Origin of the sequence: Flavobacterium sp. LS1P28 (assembly GCF_003970335.1) — a bacterium.
Lineage (GTDB): Bacteria > Bacteroidota > Bacteroidia > Flavobacteriales > Flavobacteriaceae > Flavobacterium.
Window position 1 is genome coordinate 1 of sequence record NZ_RYDI01000018.1, and the last position, 19,010, is coordinate 19,010.

Annotated in this window: 17 protein-coding genes and 2 pseudogenes; 14 read left to right on the forward strand and 5 right to left on the reverse strand. The window is 33.1% G+C overall.

Annotation, left to right across the window (positions count from 1 at the left end; translation table 11 throughout):
* Window positions 1–158: 158 nt before the first annotated feature.
* Window positions 159–1,202: an NAD(P)-dependent alcohol dehydrogenase gene (locus EKL97_RS12755; RefSeq protein WP_126462502.1), complete on the reverse strand. Its 1,044-nt coding sequence runs from the start codon at window positions 1,200–1,202 to the stop codon at window positions 159–161.
* A gap of 183 nt (window positions 1,203–1,385) precedes the next feature.
* Here EKL97_RS12755 and EKL97_RS15890 point away from each other — a divergent pair.
* Both EKL97_RS15890 and EKL97_RS12765 read left to right on the forward strand, forming a co-directional pair.
* Window positions 1,386–1,818, forward strand: a pseudogene (locus EKL97_RS15890) (DUF6526 family protein).
* 101 nt (window positions 1,819–1,919) lie between these two features.
* A complete protein-coding gene (locus EKL97_RS12765) occupies window positions 1,920–2,489 on the forward strand; it encodes a pentapeptide repeat-containing protein (RefSeq protein ID WP_126462505.1) in 570 nt (189 codons plus the stop codon).
* On the opposite strand, the gene EKL97_RS16050 is transcribed toward EKL97_RS12765, so the two are convergent.
* Both EKL97_RS16050 and EKL97_RS12775 read right to left on the reverse strand, forming a co-directional pair.
* Window positions 2,439–2,615, reverse strand: a complete 177-nt coding sequence (locus EKL97_RS16050; protein ID WP_317125144.1) for an ATP-binding cassette domain-containing protein — start codon at window positions 2,613–2,615, stop codon at window positions 2,439–2,441. The two genes, EKL97_RS12765 and EKL97_RS16050, sit on opposite strands and share 51 nt — an antisense overlap.
* 202 nt (window positions 2,616–2,817) lie before the next feature.
* Window positions 2,818–3,228, reverse strand: a complete 411-nt coding sequence (locus EKL97_RS12775) for an OsmC family protein (RefSeq protein ID WP_126462508.1) — start codon at window positions 3,226–3,228, stop codon at window positions 2,818–2,820.
* A gap of 241 nt (window positions 3,229–3,469) precedes the next feature.
* On the opposite strand from EKL97_RS12775, the gene EKL97_RS12780 reads away from it, so the two are divergent.
* Genes EKL97_RS12780 through EKL97_RS12790 form a run of 3 tightly spaced genes read left to right on the forward strand, consistent with a single transcriptional unit; the run spans window position 3,470 to window position 5,005 of the window.
* The gene (locus EKL97_RS12780; protein WP_126564041.1) at window positions 3,470–4,090 is read left to right on the forward strand and encodes a hypothetical protein; all 621 of its coding nucleotides are present in this window, start codon (window positions 3,470–3,472) and stop codon (window positions 4,088–4,090) included.
* A 49-nt stretch (window positions 4,091–4,139) separates the two neighbouring features.
* On the forward strand, window positions 4,140–4,523 hold the full coding sequence (locus tag EKL97_RS12785; RefSeq protein WP_126462513.1) for a hypothetical protein: 384 nt from the start codon (window positions 4,140–4,142) through the stop codon (window positions 4,521–4,523).
* 14 nt (window positions 4,524–4,537) lie between these two features.
* Window positions 4,538–5,005: a PEGA domain-containing protein gene (locus EKL97_RS12790; protein WP_126462516.1), complete on the forward strand. Its 468-nt coding sequence runs from the start codon at window positions 4,538–4,540 to the stop codon at window positions 5,003–5,005.
* 248 nt (window positions 5,006–5,253) lie between these two features.
* Here the strand turns inward: EKL97_RS12790 and EKL97_RS12795 are convergent, their stop codons facing one another.
* Window positions 5,254–6,312: a sensor histidine kinase gene (locus EKL97_RS12795; protein ID WP_126462519.1), complete on the reverse strand. Its 1,059-nt coding sequence runs from the start codon at window positions 6,310–6,312 to the stop codon at window positions 5,254–5,256.
* Between the two features lie 635 nt (window positions 6,313–6,947).
* Between EKL97_RS12795 and panB the strand changes: the two genes are divergently transcribed.
* The 6 genes from panB (at window position 6,948) to EKL97_RS12830 (ending at window position 12,647) form a co-directional block, all read left to right on the forward strand.
* Window positions 6,948–7,766 carry a 3-methyl-2-oxobutanoate hydroxymethyltransferase gene (gene panB / locus EKL97_RS12805; RefSeq protein ID WP_126462522.1) on the forward strand — a complete coding sequence of 273 codons (819 nt, stop codon included), beginning with the start codon at window positions 6,948–6,950 and terminating at the stop codon, window positions 7,764–7,766.
* 91 nt (window positions 7,767–7,857) lie between these two features.
* Window positions 7,858–8,547: an RluA family pseudouridine synthase gene (locus EKL97_RS12810; protein WP_197037243.1), complete on the forward strand. Its 690-nt coding sequence runs from the start codon at window positions 7,858–7,860 to the stop codon at window positions 8,545–8,547.
* 71 nt (window positions 8,548–8,618) lie between these two features.
* The gene (locus EKL97_RS12815; protein WP_233579303.1) at window positions 8,619–9,959 is read left to right on the forward strand and encodes a hypothetical protein; all 1,341 of its coding nucleotides are present in this window, start codon (window positions 8,619–8,621) and stop codon (window positions 9,957–9,959) included.
* A 26-nt stretch (window positions 9,960–9,985) separates the two neighbouring features.
* On the forward strand, window positions 9,986–11,314 hold the full coding sequence (locus EKL97_RS12820; RefSeq protein ID WP_126564042.1) for an aldehyde dehydrogenase: 1,329 nt from the start codon (window positions 9,986–9,988) through the stop codon (window positions 11,312–11,314).
* Window positions 11,315–11,499: 185 nt separating this feature from the next.
* Window positions 11,500–11,832, forward strand: coding sequence for a nitroreductase family protein (locus EKL97_RS12825; RefSeq protein ID WP_233588586.1), 333 nt, complete (start codon window positions 11,500–11,502; stop codon window positions 11,830–11,832).
* A 32-nt stretch (window positions 11,833–11,864) separates the two neighbouring features.
* Window positions 11,865–12,647, forward strand: coding sequence for a hypothetical protein (locus tag EKL97_RS12830; RefSeq protein ID WP_233588587.1), 783 nt, complete (start codon window positions 11,865–11,867; stop codon window positions 12,645–12,647).
* A gap of 543 nt (window positions 12,648–13,190) precedes the next feature.
* Here EKL97_RS12830 and EKL97_RS15895 read toward each other — a convergent pair.
* Window positions 13,191–13,376, reverse strand: a complete 186-nt coding sequence (locus EKL97_RS15895) for a hypothetical protein (protein ID WP_233584064.1) — start codon at window positions 13,374–13,376, stop codon at window positions 13,191–13,193.
* Between the two features lie 22 nt (window positions 13,377–13,398).
* Between EKL97_RS15895 and EKL97_RS12835 the strand changes: the two genes are divergently transcribed.
* From EKL97_RS12835 to EKL97_RS12845, 3 genes and pseudogenes are all read left to right on the forward strand, one after another.
* On the forward strand, window positions 13,399–16,779 hold the full coding sequence (locus EKL97_RS12835; protein WP_233588588.1) for a PAS domain S-box protein: 3,381 nt from the start codon (window positions 13,399–13,401) through the stop codon (window positions 16,777–16,779).
* A gap of 126 nt (window positions 16,780–16,905) precedes the next feature.
* A pseudogene (locus EKL97_RS12840) lies at window positions 16,906–17,166 on the forward strand (neutral zinc metallopeptidase); the annotation flags it as partial.
* 226 nt (window positions 17,167–17,392) lie between these two features.
* Window positions 17,393–18,673 carry a DEAD/DEAH box helicase gene (locus tag EKL97_RS12845; protein WP_126515451.1) on the forward strand — a complete coding sequence of 427 codons (1,281 nt, stop codon included), beginning with the start codon at window positions 17,393–17,395 and terminating at the stop codon, window positions 18,671–18,673.
* Window positions 18,674–19,010 lie beyond the last annotated feature (337 nt).

Sequence of the window (19,010 nt, forward strand, 5' to 3'; positions counted from 1 at the left end):
TTGAAGAATTTAACAATCAAATTAATTACAAAAATGTAGCTTAACTTAATGTGCAGTTTTTATTTGCATATCCACATTCCTATTTACACATAAAAAAAGCCCCTAAAAAAGCCGAAATGTATCAGTTTTTTTTAGGGGCTTGGTTTTTAAACTTATTTTTACAATGTAGCCATGTCTATTACAAAACGATACCGGACATCTCCTTTTGTCATTCGGTCATATGCTTCATGAACATTTTTGATATCAATCATTTCTATTTCAGAAACAATGCCATGTTCCGCACAATAATCTAACATTTCCTGAGTTTCAGGCAAGCCGCCTATAAGCGAACCTGCAAGACTTCTTCGTCCGCCTATGAGACTAAAAGCTTGAATTTCATAAGGTGTTGGTGGTACGCCCACACAAATATGCACGCCGTTTACTCTCAATAATGACAAATACAAATTTAAGTCGTGTGGTGCAGAAACAGTATCCAGAATAAAATCAAAAGAACCAGCTACACTTTCGAGTTGTTTGGCATCTTTAGTAACGATAAAATTATGTGCTCCTAATTTTCTGGCATCGGCTTCTTTATTTGCTGATGTACTTAACACGGTAACTTCAGCTCCAAAAGAAACTCCAAATTTAACCGCCATATGTCCCAAACCACCCAAACCAAGAACGGCTAATTTATGCCCTTTCCCAACTTTCCAGTGTCTCAATGGAGAATAGGTCGTGATTCCGGCACATAATAAAGGCGCTACAGCAGCCAAAGGCAATTTATCTGAAACTTGCAAAACAAAATCTTCATGTACTACAATGGTATTCGAATAACCGCCATAAGTAGGTGTTTTTCCGTCTTGTCCTAAAGCATTATACGTGTCGGTTCTTCCTTTCAAACAAAATTGTTCTAATCCCTCTTTACAGTTTTCACAACTTCTACAAGAGTCTACCAAGCAACCTGTCCCTGCTATATCTCCTATTTTAAACTTCTTTACATGACTTCCTACCTTTACCACTTTACCTACAATCTCATGTCCCGGAACCATTGGGTAAATTGAACCGCCCCAGTCATCTTTAATTTGGTGTAAATCACTGTGACAAACACCACAAAACAGGATGTCAAATTGTACATCATGTGGTCCAACTTCTCTTCTTTCGAAATCCCAAGGTGCTAAATCTGTCTTAGCATCTTGTACTGCGTATCCTTTTGTAGCTATCATTTTTTTTATATTTTCAATAAAATTATTGAATTTATCTTGAAAAACGAGTTATCGAAATGTTAAAGAAATCTAAAGAAATTATAAAGGTCTACTCCGTTAAAAAAAAACTCATAGTAATTGCATAGCCTTTAATGCTTTAAATCCATAGTTTAATTTATATTTAATTTTTTTTAAACTACATTAATGAAAGCACAATCTTATAAAAATCACATTCGGTACTATCCGCCTCATCATTTTATTCATTATCCAATAATCATGACATTGCTGCCTTCAGTATTTATTTTAGTTGTACCAAAAGAAGATTCTTTAATCTGGATATTTATTAGTGTACTCTTTGTCGTGCTTTTGCCTTGTTTTTATGTTGCGTCAACATTATGCGTTGATCCTACAAAACCGAATTGTCTATTTAGAACTTCGGTACCGTTATTTTTCTCTTACCGGAAAAACATTGGAAGATTTTTAACGTCATTTAAATGACGATCAGCTATTTGCGTTACGTTTTGCCTCAGATGATGAATTTCAAGCGTTAACTCTAAGAGCGCTGAATGAAAATCTTTCGGCAAAGGAAATTAAAAAAGCGATTCAGCACTGGAAAGCGGATTACGAAAGAGTTTAAAATTCCAAAAATAATAAGACTAATTTATCCAATTTAACAATTTCGAATTTTGTTTCTTTGTGATGAAAAGATAGCAATAAAACTGAATTTAAAACCACTAAATGCCCGAATATTTTCTAGATATTGAATACAAAGACATTACGTACAAGGAAGAGGAAGTCAATTTTAAGGAATTTGAATGCTGTACTTTTACAAATTGTAATTTCTCCCAATGCGTTTTTTTAGCGGTAACTTTCATTGATTGTACCTTCAATGACTGCACTTTTAGCAATGCTAAAATTAATTATGTGGCCTTTAGAACCGTAACTTTTAATCGGTGTGAAATCAAAGATGTCAATTTTGCCATGTGCGATAAATTAATTTTCGAAATCGCTTTTAAGGATTGTATTTTGGATTTCTCTAAATTTTACACTTTAAAAATCAAAGGAACCTCCTTCTCCAATTGTAGTCTTATTGCCGTTGATTTTATGAGCACTGATTTGACCGAAGTTGTTTTTGAAAACTGCGATTTATACCGTTCTGAGTTTGCAAAAGCAATTGCCAACAAAGCTAGTTTCAAAACAAGCTATAATTATACAATTGATCCCAAAACAACAAAATTAAAAAAAGCCGTTTTCGCTTTAGAAGGATTGAAAGGATTGCTCTATAAACATGAAATCATAGTAAAATAGTGCTTTATGAATCAATATCTGATCGTCATACTCCGTATCCATCGTAGAAAGCAAATACAACAACGTCGATTTTCCACAGCCAGATTTTCCTATGATTGAAACAAACTCTCCATGTTTGACACGCATATCCAGTGATAATTATTTAATGAAAGAAACATTAGTTTTATTTACAAGTTTTTAAATAGTTATTTTACTGATAATCAAAGAGTAATTATACGTTCATTAAGTAAAAAAATTTGTATTACTATTTTTTTGAAACATTCCTTTTACAGACATCAAAAAGGCTCGATTTAAAATTAAACCGAACCTTTTTGATGTCTGTATATTTTTAAACTAAGGAAGCAGTCGAAGAAATTGCAGCATTCAAAACTTTAGAAATAGGACAATTTTTTTCTGCTTTAGTTACTAATTGTTGAAAAGCATCTTCTGTTATTCCGCTAATTTTTGCTTGAAGCATCAGGTGCGAGGTAACAATGGTTCCATCAACTAAATCAATGTCGCATTTGGTTTCGATACTTTCGATTTCAAACCCTTCTTCACTAATGTAGGCCGAAAGTTGCATCGTAAAACAGCCTGCGTGTGCTGCGGCGATAAGTTCTTCAGGATTAGTCCCCACTCCTTCTTCAAAACGAGATTTGAATGAATATTGGGTATCTTTTAGTGTGGTACTTTGTGTAGTTAGTTTTCCGGCTCCTTCTTTGAGTGAACCATTCCAGACTGCGGTTGCATTTCTTTTCATAATTATAAATTTTCTGTTTTCTCAAATTTAGTTCTTTTTAAAAAAAGAGTATAGTATATCCACTATTTTTAACTAAAATTTAAAATTAAATCAAAAAAAATTAACAAAAACGTGGTTAAAATAAATACTGTTTAATTTTAATAGTATCAGTAAATTCTTTATGTTTGCTTTTTGAAAAAGTATACTTTACTTACAAAAAAAACTAATTGACAACCAATAAAAAAAACTAATTAATCAGCAAATGAAATTAACTACAATTATTTTTTTATTATCGATTGTAATTTTACTAAATAGTTGTGCTTCAGGATACAAACCAATACAACCCGCTTCACTTAATTATATTTCGAACAACACACTTCATGGAGTAACGCTGGAATACAAATATGATTTATTAAATAAGAAATACGCAAAGAAAGAGACTAAAAAAGGGCTTCGACTAGTGGCTGTTAAAGTAAAAAACAACACTGAAAAAGATTTGGTTTTTGGAAAAGATATAAAATTAAATTTTGAAAGCGGAAATGAATTGTATCTATTGGAGAATGAAAAAACATTCAAATCTTTAAAACAAAGCCCAGCCTCCTATTTGTTTTATTTATTACTATCTCCAATTCAATTTTTTACCACAAAAACCAATTCAAACGGAATGACGGAGCAAACCAGCTCGACACCAATAGGACTGATTATTGGACCCGGATTAGCCTTAGGAAATATGATTGTTGCGAGTAATGCCAATAAAAAGTTCAAAACTGAGCTGAACGATTACTCCATTAATGGCAAAATAATAAAAAAAGGAGAAACTGTTTTTGGACTTATTACTTTTCAGTCTGATAATTATGGTGCTATTAAAGTTAGAGTAGAATAAAAATTACCCATAAAATAATAATAATAATAATAACCAATTCCATCTGACAATGAAAAAATTATCTCTTCTCGTTTTTGTATTTTTAGCTTTTAGCTGTAGTCCAAAAATCACTTCTAATTTTGAATCTTCAGAAAAACCACTAACAATTGAAGACCCCGTAGCCTTTCTTGATGTTCATCATGCAATTCCTGAAGGTGCCAAAAAAATAGGAAATGCCAGATATCAGGACAGTGGTTTCACAACCGATTGTGATTTTAACTCACACCTGACAAAAGCCCGAAAATTAGCCCGAGAAAAAGGCGCTAATCTTGTAAAAGTAACCGAAAAGAGAACTCCCGATATATGGAGTCTTTGTTATCGCATCAAAGTAGATTTCTATTATTATGACGGCGACGTAACCACAATCCCCCAATATAAATTACAACTTAATTAATTATACACACTCTAATGAAAAAAACAATCCTTATTTCTACATTATCCCTAGCGCTACTAATGAGTAGTTGTGCTACAATTGTTTCCGGCTCTAAACAAAAAGTAAATTTTAGAAGCAACCCTGCTGCTGCCTCTATTTTTATTGATGAAATCGAAGTAGGAAAAACGCCTTTTGAAATCAAACTGGAACGAAAAAAAGAACATCATGTGATGATTAAATTAGAAGGATACCAAACTTTTGAAACTAACTTGACCAAAAAATTCAATGCTTGGTATATTGGAAATATTTTATTTGGTGGCTTGATTGGTATCATTGTAGATCCTATTACTGGAGCAATTTACAACTTAACACCTAAAGAAGTCAATGCTGAAATGAATAAAGGAACTGCTTTCAAAGTAAATAAAAGTGAAGTGTACATCGCTGTCGCTTTAAATATAGATCCAAACTGGAAAAAAGTAGGTCAATTAGAAAAAATAAACTAATACTAAGTATTTACACCAAAAGCTAAGGTGGCAAAAATATGGTATTAGGTGTACTAAAAAGCACCGGTTTTGCCGTTCTCTTTTTATCCCTGTCATAAACTAAAAGCTGTAACGCTATTCCAAATCAAGAATAGAATTACAGCTTTTTTTTATATTGCACCTAGTAATCTTGTTGTTTACAGTGCTTAAAATATTTTCTCAGATTTCGTAAGCCCTAAGAAGAACAAAAACACATTAGAAAACTATTTTTAGCCCTTTTTTGTATCAAAAACAATTGAAAAAGTAGCCCCTTTATTTGTCCCACTGCTTTGTGCATAAATTACACCGTTGTGTCGTTCTACTATGTTTTTGCACAAATACAATCCAATTCCTGTAGAAGGCTCATTTGAAGTGCCAGACATACTCATTTTAGTGAATTTTTTAAATAATTCGTCACTCTGTTTTTGAACAAAACCTACTCCTGTATCCTTCACTTTTAAATACAGTTTAGTGCCATCAAGATACACATGAACCTCAATTTCACTATTTGGGTAGGAGAATTTTATAGCATTATCAATTACGTTGACTAAAACTCGAATCAACAACTCGTCGTCAATTGATAAAAGTGCTTCCTGAACGTCAATTGATAAAACTAATTTAATATTTTTGACCACTAATACCTGATCTAATTGTTTTGCCACCATAGAAAAAACAGGTGAAAATTGAATTAGGGAGTCCTGAGAATTTCTTTTTATAATTTGATCTTGTTCTTTTAATAATGTGATAAAACTTTCAATATAATGAAATTGTTCACCACTGGATTGAACTATTAACTCCGCTAATTCTTTTATATAATCCGAAGAATCCTCTTCTAAAATAAGCAATGCGGCCGATTTTGAATTTCCTACAAAATTTCTTAGATCATGCGAAAGCAAATAAACTAAATCTTGTTTTTCAGTAATGAAATTTTCGTTATCAGCTATTGATTCTTGAATATTACTCATTAACAACCCTGCTTCATCCGAAAAATTAGTTGGCAAAGAAGGTATTGTTCTGTCTTTTCTATAGGCAATTAATGACCTGGAAGCTACCTCAATTGGTTTAATTAGTTTTTTTAAAAAAAATAAAGTGACCGCTGTTGCTAATAAAGTAATAATCAGCGCAAAAATTAAAATAGAATCGGCTGAAATTGTTTTACTTGCATAAAGCACAAAAAATAACAATCCAATTAATGGAATGTGAATGCCTATAAATGCAACAAACAGGAATTTGAAGGCATAACTATTTTTGAGAAAACCAATCCGAGACAATTTTTCATACAACTGCATAAATTTATTTTTTTAAAATGCAAATGTATTAGTAAAAAATTACAGAACCCAAAAATTACAATTAATTTTTATCTTATTTGTAACACACAATGAATATTCTAAAAATAACTCATCAAACTACTTTCTTCGAGTGTCAATAAGATAAATAATTTTCCAGTGGTTGTCTTTTTTGAAAAGTGTAAACGCATTTACCTCAGTATGACATAGTGTACCATTAACATAAAACTCATACGTTGTCCAGACATGCGCCATGGCTCCGTTTATTTGAATGGAATACCTGAGAATTTTTTCTTGAAATTTTAAGCTATAGATTTATAAAATGCCCCCTGGTTTTTCATGAGAAAGCAAAGTGCCTTTTTCATTCTCAGCAATGGATTGCAATATCTTTGTATCATCACAAAGTAAATGCAATTGAGGTGAATCTCTGGCATGGAAGGCTTGAAAAAAAGTGTCAATTACGCTTTGAACTTCTTGATATTGAGACTTCTAATATACTGAGGAGAGCAATAAAGTCAGTACTAGAATTTTTCGTATGATTACTTTTTTGATTAATTTGTATCCGATATAATATAAGTGCTACATTTTCAACCTAAAATTATACATTTTAGTACCTTTACACTCTCAAAAAAGGAAATATGTCTGTCGCAAAAAAAGATTATAAAAGAATTACAACAAAGTCATTGATTGAAATGAAGGCTAATGGAGAAAAAATTTCGATGCTCACCGCATACGATTACACCATGGCAAAAATCGTTGATACGGCAGGAGTTGATGTAATATTAGTGGGAGACTCCGCTTCAAATGTTATGGCTGGTCATGAAACTACATTACCTATTACGCTGGATCAAATGATTTATCACGCCTCCTCTGTGGTAAGAGCCATTGAAAGAGCTTTGGTAGTGGTGGATTTACCCTTTGGAAGTTACCAATCCGATCCTAAAGAAGCCTTGCGCTCTGCCATCCGAATCATGAAAGAAAGCGGTGGTCATGCCGTAAAACTAGAAGGTGGTAAAGAAATTAAAGACTCTATCAAGAAAATATTAAACGCCGGAATTCCAGTTATGGGACATCTAGGTTTAACACCACAATCCATTTATAAATTTGGAACCTACACCGTTCGTGCCAAAGAAGAGGAAGAAGCTCATAAGTTAATCGAAGATGCTAAATTACTAGAAATACTAGGCTGTTTTGCCTTAGTTTTAGAAAAAATTCCAGCTCATCTAGCCGAAAAAGTAGCCCAAAGCATCTCGATTCCAGTTATTGGTATTGGTGCTGGGGGTGGTGTTGACGGACAAGTATTAGTAATTCATGATCTGTTAGGAATGAACAACGAATTCAGTCCTCGTTTCTTAAGAAGGTATATGAATTTATATGACGGAATGACAACGGCCATTGGCCAATATGTTGCAGATGTAAAATCAAGTGATTTCCCTAATGCAAATGAACAATATTAAATTTGACTTCTTAGATGAGTAGCCTTTAAGAGAATTTGATTATTGTCGAATACTCTAAGAGTATTGGAAATCCAACAATCTAAAAATCCAAATGAAAATAATTTCTACTAAAAACAACCTTCAAATCCTTCACGAAGACAATCATCTTATTGTAATTAACAAACGTGTAGGAGATATTGTTCAAGGGGACAAAACGGGTGATAAACCCTTATCAGATGTGGTTAAAGAATACATCAAAGACAAATACAACAAACCCGGGGAGGTTTTCCTGGGTGTTGTACATCGCTTAGATCGGCCAACAACCGGAATAGTTGTATTTGCCCGAACCAGTAAAGCTCTGACTCGAATGAATGAATTATTCAGTACCCGTGAAACTCAAAAAACATATTGGGCCATTGTCAAAAACAAACCTGCCAAGCCCACTGATACACTCGTTCATTATTTAAAAAGAAACGAAAAAAACAATAGTTCAAAAGCGCACGAAAAAGAAGTCCCTGAAAGCAAATTAGCCAGTTTAGAGTATACAATTATCAAAGAACTAAACAACTACTATGCGCTTGAGATCAATCTTCATACTGGAAGACACCATCAAATAAGGGCTCAACTTTCAGCGATTGGATTACCTATAAAAGGGGATTTAAAATATGGTTTTGACCGAAGCAATCCGGACGGAGGAATCCATTTGCATGCTAGAAAATTAATGTTCATTCATCCTGTTACAAAGGAAAATATAAAAATAATTGCTCCTGCTCCAAATGATGTGATCTGGAATGCCATTTAATACTAAAAAAACAGTATTTTACTTTCAACCTTTCAATAACTCAATAATAAATATTCACAAAAACAAATTGTATGAAAAAACTACCTATTATTTTTTGTTTCATTTCGTTCTTAAACATGACCGCTCAAGACCATTTTTCAGGAATCAATATGTCTACTAGAGTCGGAATACTTAATGCCGGTATGAATCCTGCGGAACTGTCTAATTTAAGTTCAAAATATGAAATAAATATTTTTTCGGCCAGCGTAAATGCTTCTAATAATAAAATAGGATTTAGTGATATTGTTAATGGTGAAAACTTAGAAAATTTGTTATTTACAGGAAATACCCCTGTAAATATGCGCGTAGATGCTGAAATATACGGCCCAGGTTTTGCTATGAAAATGGATAAATGGGCTTTTGGTTTTACTACAAAAGCTGCTGCAAAATTAAATTTAATTGATATTGACCCACAACTTGGTGCGGCGATCAATACCGGAAATCTTATTGGTTCTTCATCAATAAGCAATGATTACAACCAACGTTTAAATGGAACAAGCTGGGGAGAAATAGGAATTTCAGCAGCCAGAAACGTATTTGAAAATGAAAACCATAAATTTAATGCGGGTGCTACCTTGAAATTATTATTTCCAGGCTCGTACACCAACTTAGGCCTGGATCAATTTCAGGGAACCATTAATACTATTGGTGCCGAAGCGTATTTAAATAATACTCAAGCGTCAATGAATATTGCGTATTCCGGGAACTTCAATGATGGTTTTACTGATTTTAATAATTACTCTGAATCCGTTTTTGGAAAACTAAACGGAGTTGCAGCTGATTTTGGTGTAAATTACCAATGGAAAGACCAAGACGGTTACAAAATAAATGCGGGTATCGCAGTGCGAAATATTGGTACGATGACCTTCAAGGATGATGCAAATTCCTCTACTAATTATGCATTAAACATACAGTCTACTTTTTCTAACCCAAATGGTTTGGCATTAAGCCAATTTCAAAACACTACTACTTTAAAGGAAGTAGAAACCATTTTAGTAAACGACGGATACTTAACTAAAACCACATCCAGCAAAAACTTCAAAGTAACCTTACCTACTGTTTTCTCCGCCTATGCAGATATAAAAGTAATACCTAAATTTTTTGTTGCGCTTTACACACAACAAAAATTAAAGGATGACACCAGCGATAATCAGGTGACAACACAAAATGTGGTTTCTATTACACCTCGATTTTCTTTGAAAAATTATGAAATTTATTCCTCTTGGTCAGATAACGAAATTTCCGGAATTACTGGTGGTGTCGGGTTAAGAGTGTATGGCTTTTATATGGGATCCAGTTCTATAGTGACTGCTTTGGCCAGCGACAGTAAACAAGCTGATTTTTATGTAGGCTACCGACTTGGGTTAAAATAATAAATCTGTACCTTTAAAATCATAATATGAAAAATGAAAATAGTGTAGACTACCGAAAAGAATCTTTAAAAAAACTATTGCATACCATCATAAAACAGGAACAAGCAATTATTAAAGCGCTTTACGATGATTTTAAAAAACCAGCCTTTGAAGCCGTTTTAACAGAAACAAATTATGTCGTAAGTGATTTAAAAGAAACCATTAAAAACATTGATTCTTGGGCTAAACCCAAAAAAGTTCTCGCTTCTTTTTTGAATTTTCCATCGTCAGATTACATATATAGTGAGCCTTACGGAAATGTATTGATCCTTTCGCCTTGGAATTATCCGTTTCAATTAGCCTTATGCCCTCTGATTGCTGCTGTTGCTGCCGGAAATAAAGTAACCCTAAAACCCTCTGAACTTACCCCAAATACGTCTACTATAATAGCGAAAATTATAAATGAAACTTTCCCTGTAAAAGATGTCGTCGTCATTACCGGAGACGCGACTGTTGCTCAGGAATTATTAAAAAAACGTTGGGATTATATTTTTTTTACAGGAAGTGTTGCCGTTGGCAGAATTGTAGCAAAAGCTGCAGCCGAAAACCTAACTCCAGTTACGCTGGAATTAGGCGGGAAAAGTCCTTGTATTGTTGATGAAACTGCCAATTTAGAATTGAGTGCCCGCCGCATTGTCTGGGGAAAAATTATAAATGCCGGACAAACATGTGTTGCCCCTGATTACATAGTGGTGCACCATAAAATGAAAGCTACTTTCATAACTTTACTAATTCTGGAAATTGAAAAGGCACTAGGTCCAAATCCGGAAGAATCCCCTGATTACGCCAGAATTATCAATTTGAAAAACTGGCAACGCCAATTGCATCTATTGGAAAACCAAAAAATACTTTTTGGAGGTCAATACAATAAAGACACTTTATTCCTTGCTCCTACGCTATTGGACGAGCCAAAAATGGACAGTCCGGTGATGACCGAAGAAATTTTCGGCCCCATACTTCCTATACTCTCATACCATTCAGAGGCAGATATTGAAAAAATAATTTTAAGTTTCGAAAAACCATTATCCTTGTATTTATTCTCTCAAAACAAATCTTTTATTGCAGAAGTTTTACAAAAATATTCTTTTGGCGGTGGCTGTATCAATGATACCGTAATCCATTTAGCGAATAATCGCTTGCCTTTTGGCGGTGTTGGTACTTCAGGAATGGGAGCCTATCACGGAAAACGGAGTTTTGATACTTTTTCGCATAAAAAAGCCATTGTAAAAAGGGGGACATGGCTGGATTTACCCCTTCGGTATGCGCCTTACAAAGACAAATTAAAGACCTTTCAAAAAATATTAAAATGGATGTAACCCATGAAAAAACCGTCAGTGCATCCATAAAATACCGACGCTCAGTTCGGGTTTTTATAAATGAAACTATTGTGCGAAAAAAGTAAAAAAGTGTATTTACTTAGCCACAATATGGCAACAAGCTGGAAGCAGAATATTCAAAAAGAGAACAATTTGCTTTTCATTATTATCAAAAAATCGTTCCGTTGTTTTACTTTGATATCACAGGAATTATTGGAATAATCAAATTTATTGCATTTCAATTCATTGGGTTATTCAAACCCATATATGGACAGGTAAGACAAAGTGACATGCACATTGTAGCCCATAAAAGTGCCAGACTTACGGCACAAAATTTCATGATCAACATGACTGCTATAAACTATGATACGTGCCAAATGGAAGGTTTTGATTCGCTACGAATAAAAATATTACATTTACCGGCATCATCCGAAATTAATATGCTACTGGGTAGCGGAAAAGGAGTGTACGGAAAACGATTCAGAGTTCCTTTTGAATACGTTTATTTTGAAAAATAACAGAATAATTAACCCACTAAAACGACCAACAAATGTTGAAAACTACACAAAACCGAATACACGAAATAGAAAAAAATGGATATCCTTTAGATTTTGGAATCGTTTTTAACCATGCTTTTGAAAATTATAAAAAAATTGCGGTTTATGCCGGTTTAATTATTTTTGTGTTTTTTATACTGCTGATTGTTTTTGTATCAGTAATATTTGTTGCCTTTTTTGATTCTGCCATGATACTGGAAAAAATGAAACCGGAAAATTTACAACTGGAAAATTTAAGTTTAAACTTTATTTTAATTGTATCCGGGGTTTCTGTTTTACTATCGAGTTTATTTAGTCCTATTAGCGCCGGTTTAATCAAAATGGCGTATTGTGCTGAAAGAGATGAAGAATTTCATGTATCAACCATGTTTGAATACTATAAAATATCGTATTTCAAAGAACTCTTCATTGCTACTTTACTAATTTCAATTTTTAGCACCTTACTATCATCATTGATTGACTATGCACAAATACCCTTCATCGGATTTATTATCACAGTAACTATAACATTATTCACGATACTGACCATTCCACTTATTATTTTTGGAAACTTAAATGCTATTGAAGCTTTAAAATCAAGCATACTAATCGTGGTAAAACAACCGCTTATTTTGCTGGGTTTATTGGTAGTGGGTGCCATTTCTACATTAGTGGGACTCATTGGGTGTTGCATTGGTATAGTATTTACAGTACCCTTTATGTATTCTTTATACTATGCGATTTATAGTGAAATTATTGGTTTTGAAACTACACTAGAACCGGAACAAATGTTCTAATAAAACCGCTTTTTACTAAAAGCCAGAACATAATTACAAGCTGATTTTGGCTTTTTGTAAAAAATAATCTTATATTTATTTTTTACAAAAAGCCAAATCTAGTCTTTAAACCTAACAAACAGTTTCTATGGTGTTATACTGTAGCTTATTATTTACCATTGACTCAGAGTCAATTTTATTCAGCGTTTATAATTCTTTTGCAATCAATAATTTTTTGTGGATTGTAATTCCTGTTTTATTTGTTTTTCTAGTCTGTAAAATTTTTAAAATAAAAATACTATTAAGCAATTCCTTTATTAAATACTATAATGAAGAGGATAGTAAAAACATAGAAAACCAGCGCTATCTTTTATATTTGGGCATACTAATTCCGGTACTTGAAACCCTATTTGAAATTTTCAAAATAAGACCTCTAAGCTTACTGATTTCAAATCTTGGTATCGGTACTTTTTTACTGATTCTCTATTTTATCAGCAAAAAATCAGCTGTTGTGTTTCAAAACCTGGGAAAAATATTTATGATAGTGTATGTAATCTGTTTTAGTTACATATCAATAAATTTGATTTTTACACCCTCTGACAGCATACCTATAGCCGCTTTTGTACTAGCTTTATTCTTTTCGTATACCATCATCAAACCCACCAAACTATATTGGATTTTCCTTATGTGCGTATTTATCTTTTTATTTATACTGTATTTTTTTGAAATAATACCCTTACGATCAATCATTATTTTATCGAATTTCTCATTAATGATCCTAATTATAAACTACATACGGTACACCTCTTTATTAAAAATTACTGATAAACTACGTTTTACTAATGAAATTGTAAATAAAGGCAACTCTCTCATTCTTGCTACCAATAAAAAAGGAGAAATTGTATTTTGCAGTGAAAATGTAAAGACTATTTTAGGTTATTCAGTAAATGAAGTTATGGGATTGGGCTACTGGAAAGTTACTGAGGACAAAGAATTTTATGGTGAAGAGTATCATATTAATTTTAAGGATGATCAGTTGTTTACCAGCAAAGTAAAATGTAAAAATGGAGCATACAAACACATTCAATGGAATGATAAAAAATTCTCAGATGATTTGATCATTGGGATAGGACAGGATGTAACAAATGAAATTAAAATACAAAACCAATATAAAAATTTAATTGAAAATGCTATTGATCTAATTTTTGAAGTCGATAATGAAGGAGATTTTATATTTGTCAATGATTATACTATTAAATCTTTGGGATACAAAATAGATGAAATCATAAATCGAAATTATTCAGAATTTATACGAGAAGATTACCTTATCAGTATCAAAGATCTCTACCAGAATTTATTAATAAATGAAAATTATTTTTCTACCATTGAATTTCCATTGATAAAAAAGGATGGGCAAGAATTGTGGGTTTCCCAGAAAGTGATTATCCGGAGAAATGAATTTGGAGAAGTGGTAGCTTATTCTAGTATTGCCAGAGATATCACTAAGTTTAAAGACATAGAAAACGATATTAAAATACGTCAGGAAAAAGTAGAGGAATACAATGAAGCTGTAAAAAAACTATCAACAACCAACTTTAGTAATTACAAAAACCTGGATGTTAGTGTGATGAAAATAATTGAATTAGCTGCTAAAGTATCAAAGTGCAATCGGGTAAGTTATTGGAAATATACCGAAGATACAATTACCTGTGAAAATTTATATGACTTGGACCATAATTCTTATTCTAAGGGCTCCGTTTTAGAAAAGAAAAATTATCCTATTTATTTTGAGTCCATCAAAAACAAAACACAAATCAGTGCTCCTGATGTTTTTAATAAATATGAAATATCAGAATTTATAAATGACTATTTTTTAAAAAACGATATCAAATCACAACTTGCCATTCCCATTTTCATAAATGGAGATTTATCTGGAACCATTAGCTTTGAAACAGTAAAAACACAACGATACTGGGACAACGAGGACATTATTTTTGCCCGAACCATCTCGGATATTATATCGTTGACTATGATTTCTCACAGTCGGTATGAAACAGAGAAGAAATTAGAATACAAGAGTGAACTTTTATCTGCTATGGCACTTTGTACAGAGAAATTTTTGAACAGCAATGACATCAACGATATTTTCTCAGATGTACTCATTATTATGGGTAAAACTACAAAATCCCATAGAGCGTATTACTACGAAAATGATAGTAATACAGGTTTTATTAGCCAAAAATACAGATGGATAATTAACAATCATAAAATAACGGAAAACAATATTAAACTTCAAAATCTACCACATGTGTTTTTTGAAGAATTGTTGATACCGCTTTTAAACAACAAAGTTTACGATGCAATAATTTCAAAAATTGAGAATCCTTCCTTAAGGAATAAATTAGAAAATCTTGATGTTGTAGCAATAATCCTTTTTCCAATTTTTATCAAAAATAGGTTTCATGGCTTTTTGGGATTTGATGATACTCAAAATGAGAGATGTTGGTCCGAAGATGAGGTCAATATTTTACAAACATTAGCTAGAAACATAGCCTCATCAATAGAACGTATTACGAACGAGACCGCGATATATGAAAGTGAAGAGAAATTTAGATTATTAGCCAATAATATTCCAGGAACCGTTTATTTATCAAATTATGATGAAAACAACACAAAGATCTACATTAATGATGAGATTGAAAAGCTTACCGGATATCCAAAAAATGATTTTCTAACGAACCATTTATCCTTTATTGATTTAATTCATCCCGAAGACAAATTAAAAACCATTGCTACTCAAAAAAATGCAATAGATACTAAAATTCCGATTCATATTGTTTACCGGATTATACACAAGAACAAAACGGTTGTATGGGTGGAAGAATTTGGTGATACCATATACAAAGATGGGAAAATTGCATTCTTGGAAGGAATTTTTATTGATATTACAGCAAGGAAACAAACCGAAACCATAGTCAAAGAAAAAGAACTAGCAGAAGCTGCCAATAAAGCAAAATCAGAATTTCTGGCCAATATGAGTCATGAAATAAGAACACCGTTAAATGGGATTATTGGATTCACAGATTTGTTAATGAAAACACAACTTGGCTCAACCCAAGAAAAATACATCAATACAGTAAAACAATCCGCATATTCCTTGCTGGATATCGTAAATGACATTCTTGATTTTTCAAAGATTGAAGCCGGAAAACTAGATTTACACATTGAAAAATATAACGTAAAAGATGTTCTGGGTCAGATTATTGATTTAATATTATACGAATCCAACCAAAAAAATCTAAGTTTAAAACTAAATATATCGTCTGAAATTCCTGAATATTTTTGGATAGACATTGTCCGATTAAGACAAATTTTAATTAATTTATTGTCAAATGCTGTAAAATTCACAGAAAAGGGTTCCATTAAATTAAATGTTTCTGTGATTGAAAAAATTGATGCGTCGCATGTTAAGATTCGATTTGCAGTGATCGATACAGGAATTGGAATATTAGAAAAAAACAAATATAAAATTTTTCAGGCTTTTTCACAAGAAGACAGTTCTACGACAAGAAAATATGGAGGAACAGGATTAGGCCTGACAATTTCAAACCAATTACTTGGTATAATGAACAGTACCCTGCAACTGGAAAGCACCATCGAACTGGGAAGTACTTTTTATTTTGATTTAGATTTAAAAACCAGCAACGAAACTCCAAAAAATAGTACTGATCCTGAAATAGATCTAGATAAAAAAATACCTATTACAACCGTCAAAAATGCTAAAAAACTAAGCGTTATGATTGTAGAGGATAACAAAGTAAACATGTTACTGCTTAAAACCATTATCAAAAATTTATTTGTAAATCCAATAATTTTCGAAATAGTCAACGGCAAAGAAGCTATCGAAAAATTTGAAATACTCCGGCCTGATCTTATTTTTATGGACATTCAAATGCCCGAAATGAATGGTTACGAAGCAACAAAAATAATAAGAAGCTTGAGTTCGGGTAAAAACCTGCCTATTATTGCAATAACTGCGGGCACCGAAAAAGAAGAGAAAGAAAAATGTCTCGCTGCAGGAATGAATGATTATATTTCAAAACCTATAGTCAAAGGAGTCATTGAGGAAACAATTGCTAAATGGATACTGTAGCCAACTATTTTTCTTTTAATTTATGTACATTTTATTTAAGTACATGACAAAAAGCTAAACAGATTGTTTTCTAAAGACTTAAATCCTGTCAAAAGAAATTTTGACAAGTAATCTAATCCGATAGCGGATTTGCAAGCTGATTTTTATGCGGGCGTATGAACACATTACAATCAAAAAATGAATGATTTACAGGAGGAAGGTGATATTGATGAAGCTTTAAGTGCAGCACATGCAGTTGGTGATGATGCGATTCAAGCTAAAATTCAAGGACACATTGTTCCGGAATCCTTTACACACGGAAGTTCCGCACAACGGAAAGTCTGGTTTATGAAAGGGTATCAATCTGGAGATATTACTCAAGGCGATACTTTTGTAGGAATTAATTAAAAAAGTGTTTAGTCTAATATGAATACTGAACTTTACATTATTTTCCTTTTTTAACTTAGATAATTGGTACCACCAAAGCTTTAGTATAGGAACGGATTAAAAATAACGTACTCGCTTTAAGTAAACAAAGTTAAACAATAAAACCATAACAGGGAAATTAGCAGTACCTTTGCGCCAAATTAAAGGAGTAAACTAAATAATAGTGTTTGCTTCATAAACACCATTTATGTCATTTAACTCATTAGGCTTATCGGATGCTTTACTTAAAGCCATCAGCAAAAAAGGATACACAACCCCTTCTCCAATACAACAAAAAGCAATTCCACCCATTTTAGAAGGCAAAGATGTATTAGCATCCGCACAAACGGGAACAGGAAAAACGGCTGGTTTTACACTGCCTATTTTACAATTATTATCGCAAGGGCAACAGTTGCGACAAAGGCCCATTCGTGCTTTAATATTAACGCCAACCAGAGAATTAGCCGCACAAATATTAGCCAATATAAAAGAATACAGTGAATTTTTAGACTTAAAAAGCACCGTTATTTTTGGAGGTGTAAACCAGAATCCACAAGTTACCCAACTGCGTCAGGGTATCGATATTTTAGTCGCCACACCAGGTCGGTTAATCGATTTGCAAAACCAAGGATTAATATCGCTTGCCAAAGTTGAAATCTTAGTTTTAGATGAAGCGGATCGCATGCTAGATATGGGTTTTGTACGAGACATTGAGCGCATTATAAAAGTATTACCTGCAAAAAGGCAAAATTTGATGTTTTCGGCAACCTTTTCAACAGATATAAAGAAATTGGCCATGGGCATTTTGCATCATCCCGTTCATGTGGAAGCAACCCCAGAAAATACAACCGTGGATGCTATTACTCAAATAGTGTATCCTGTTGCCAAAGAGAAAAAAACAGAACTCATCATTAAATTGATTACAGAGGGAAACTGGAAACAAATTTTGGTTTTCACCCGTACGAAACAAGGTGCTAATAAGCTGACGGAAAGCATGATTAGTGCCGGAATTAAAGCAGCTGCTATTCACGGAAATAAAGGCCAGGGAGCACGTACCAAAGCCTTGGCGGGCTTCAAAGACGGAAGCCTGACCGCGTTGGTCGCTACAGATATTGCGGCCAGAGGTCTGGATATACCATTATTACCACATGTGGTCAATTTTGAATTACCCAACATTCCAGAAGATTACGTTCACCGCATAGGCCGTACAGGAAGAGCTGGAGCTAATGGAGAAGCTATTTCATTATTCAGTCCGGACGAAACAGTCTTTCTACGTGATATAGAAAAATTAGTGGGTTTGAAATTACCTAAAGAAAACATCAAAGGTTTCGAGCCAGATCCTAACGCTTCCAAAGAACCTATCAAACAAGGACAAGGAAGACAACAACGCGATTCAACTCCGCGAAAACCAAAAACAGAGACCACAAACCGCACCAGCAATAACAGTTTTGGTCCAAGACGCCCGAGTCAAAATAATGATCGACGTTAAACTAAATAATAGTTTAAGAAAATACATTTTTTTTAGGAGCAGAACGAGTTCGTTTTTTAAGAACGTATTTCCCGCTATACACTACAATCTTTACACCCTGTCAGAGTTTTGAACCCTGACAGGGTGTAAAGGATTTTCATTTCTATCGGGGCTATTTAGATCGTTTTTATTTTTATCATAGCATTTTGTATTTAACTCTTTGAAAAACAAAGTCGAGCTCGTTTCCCGCTGCGCGCTGCGCAAAGTCTCCGACTTTGAGTATGTGTTTTTCAGTCTCCGACTGATCTTAAAACCCCGATAGGCGGATTTGCAATGGGGCTATTCAAACCGCTTAATC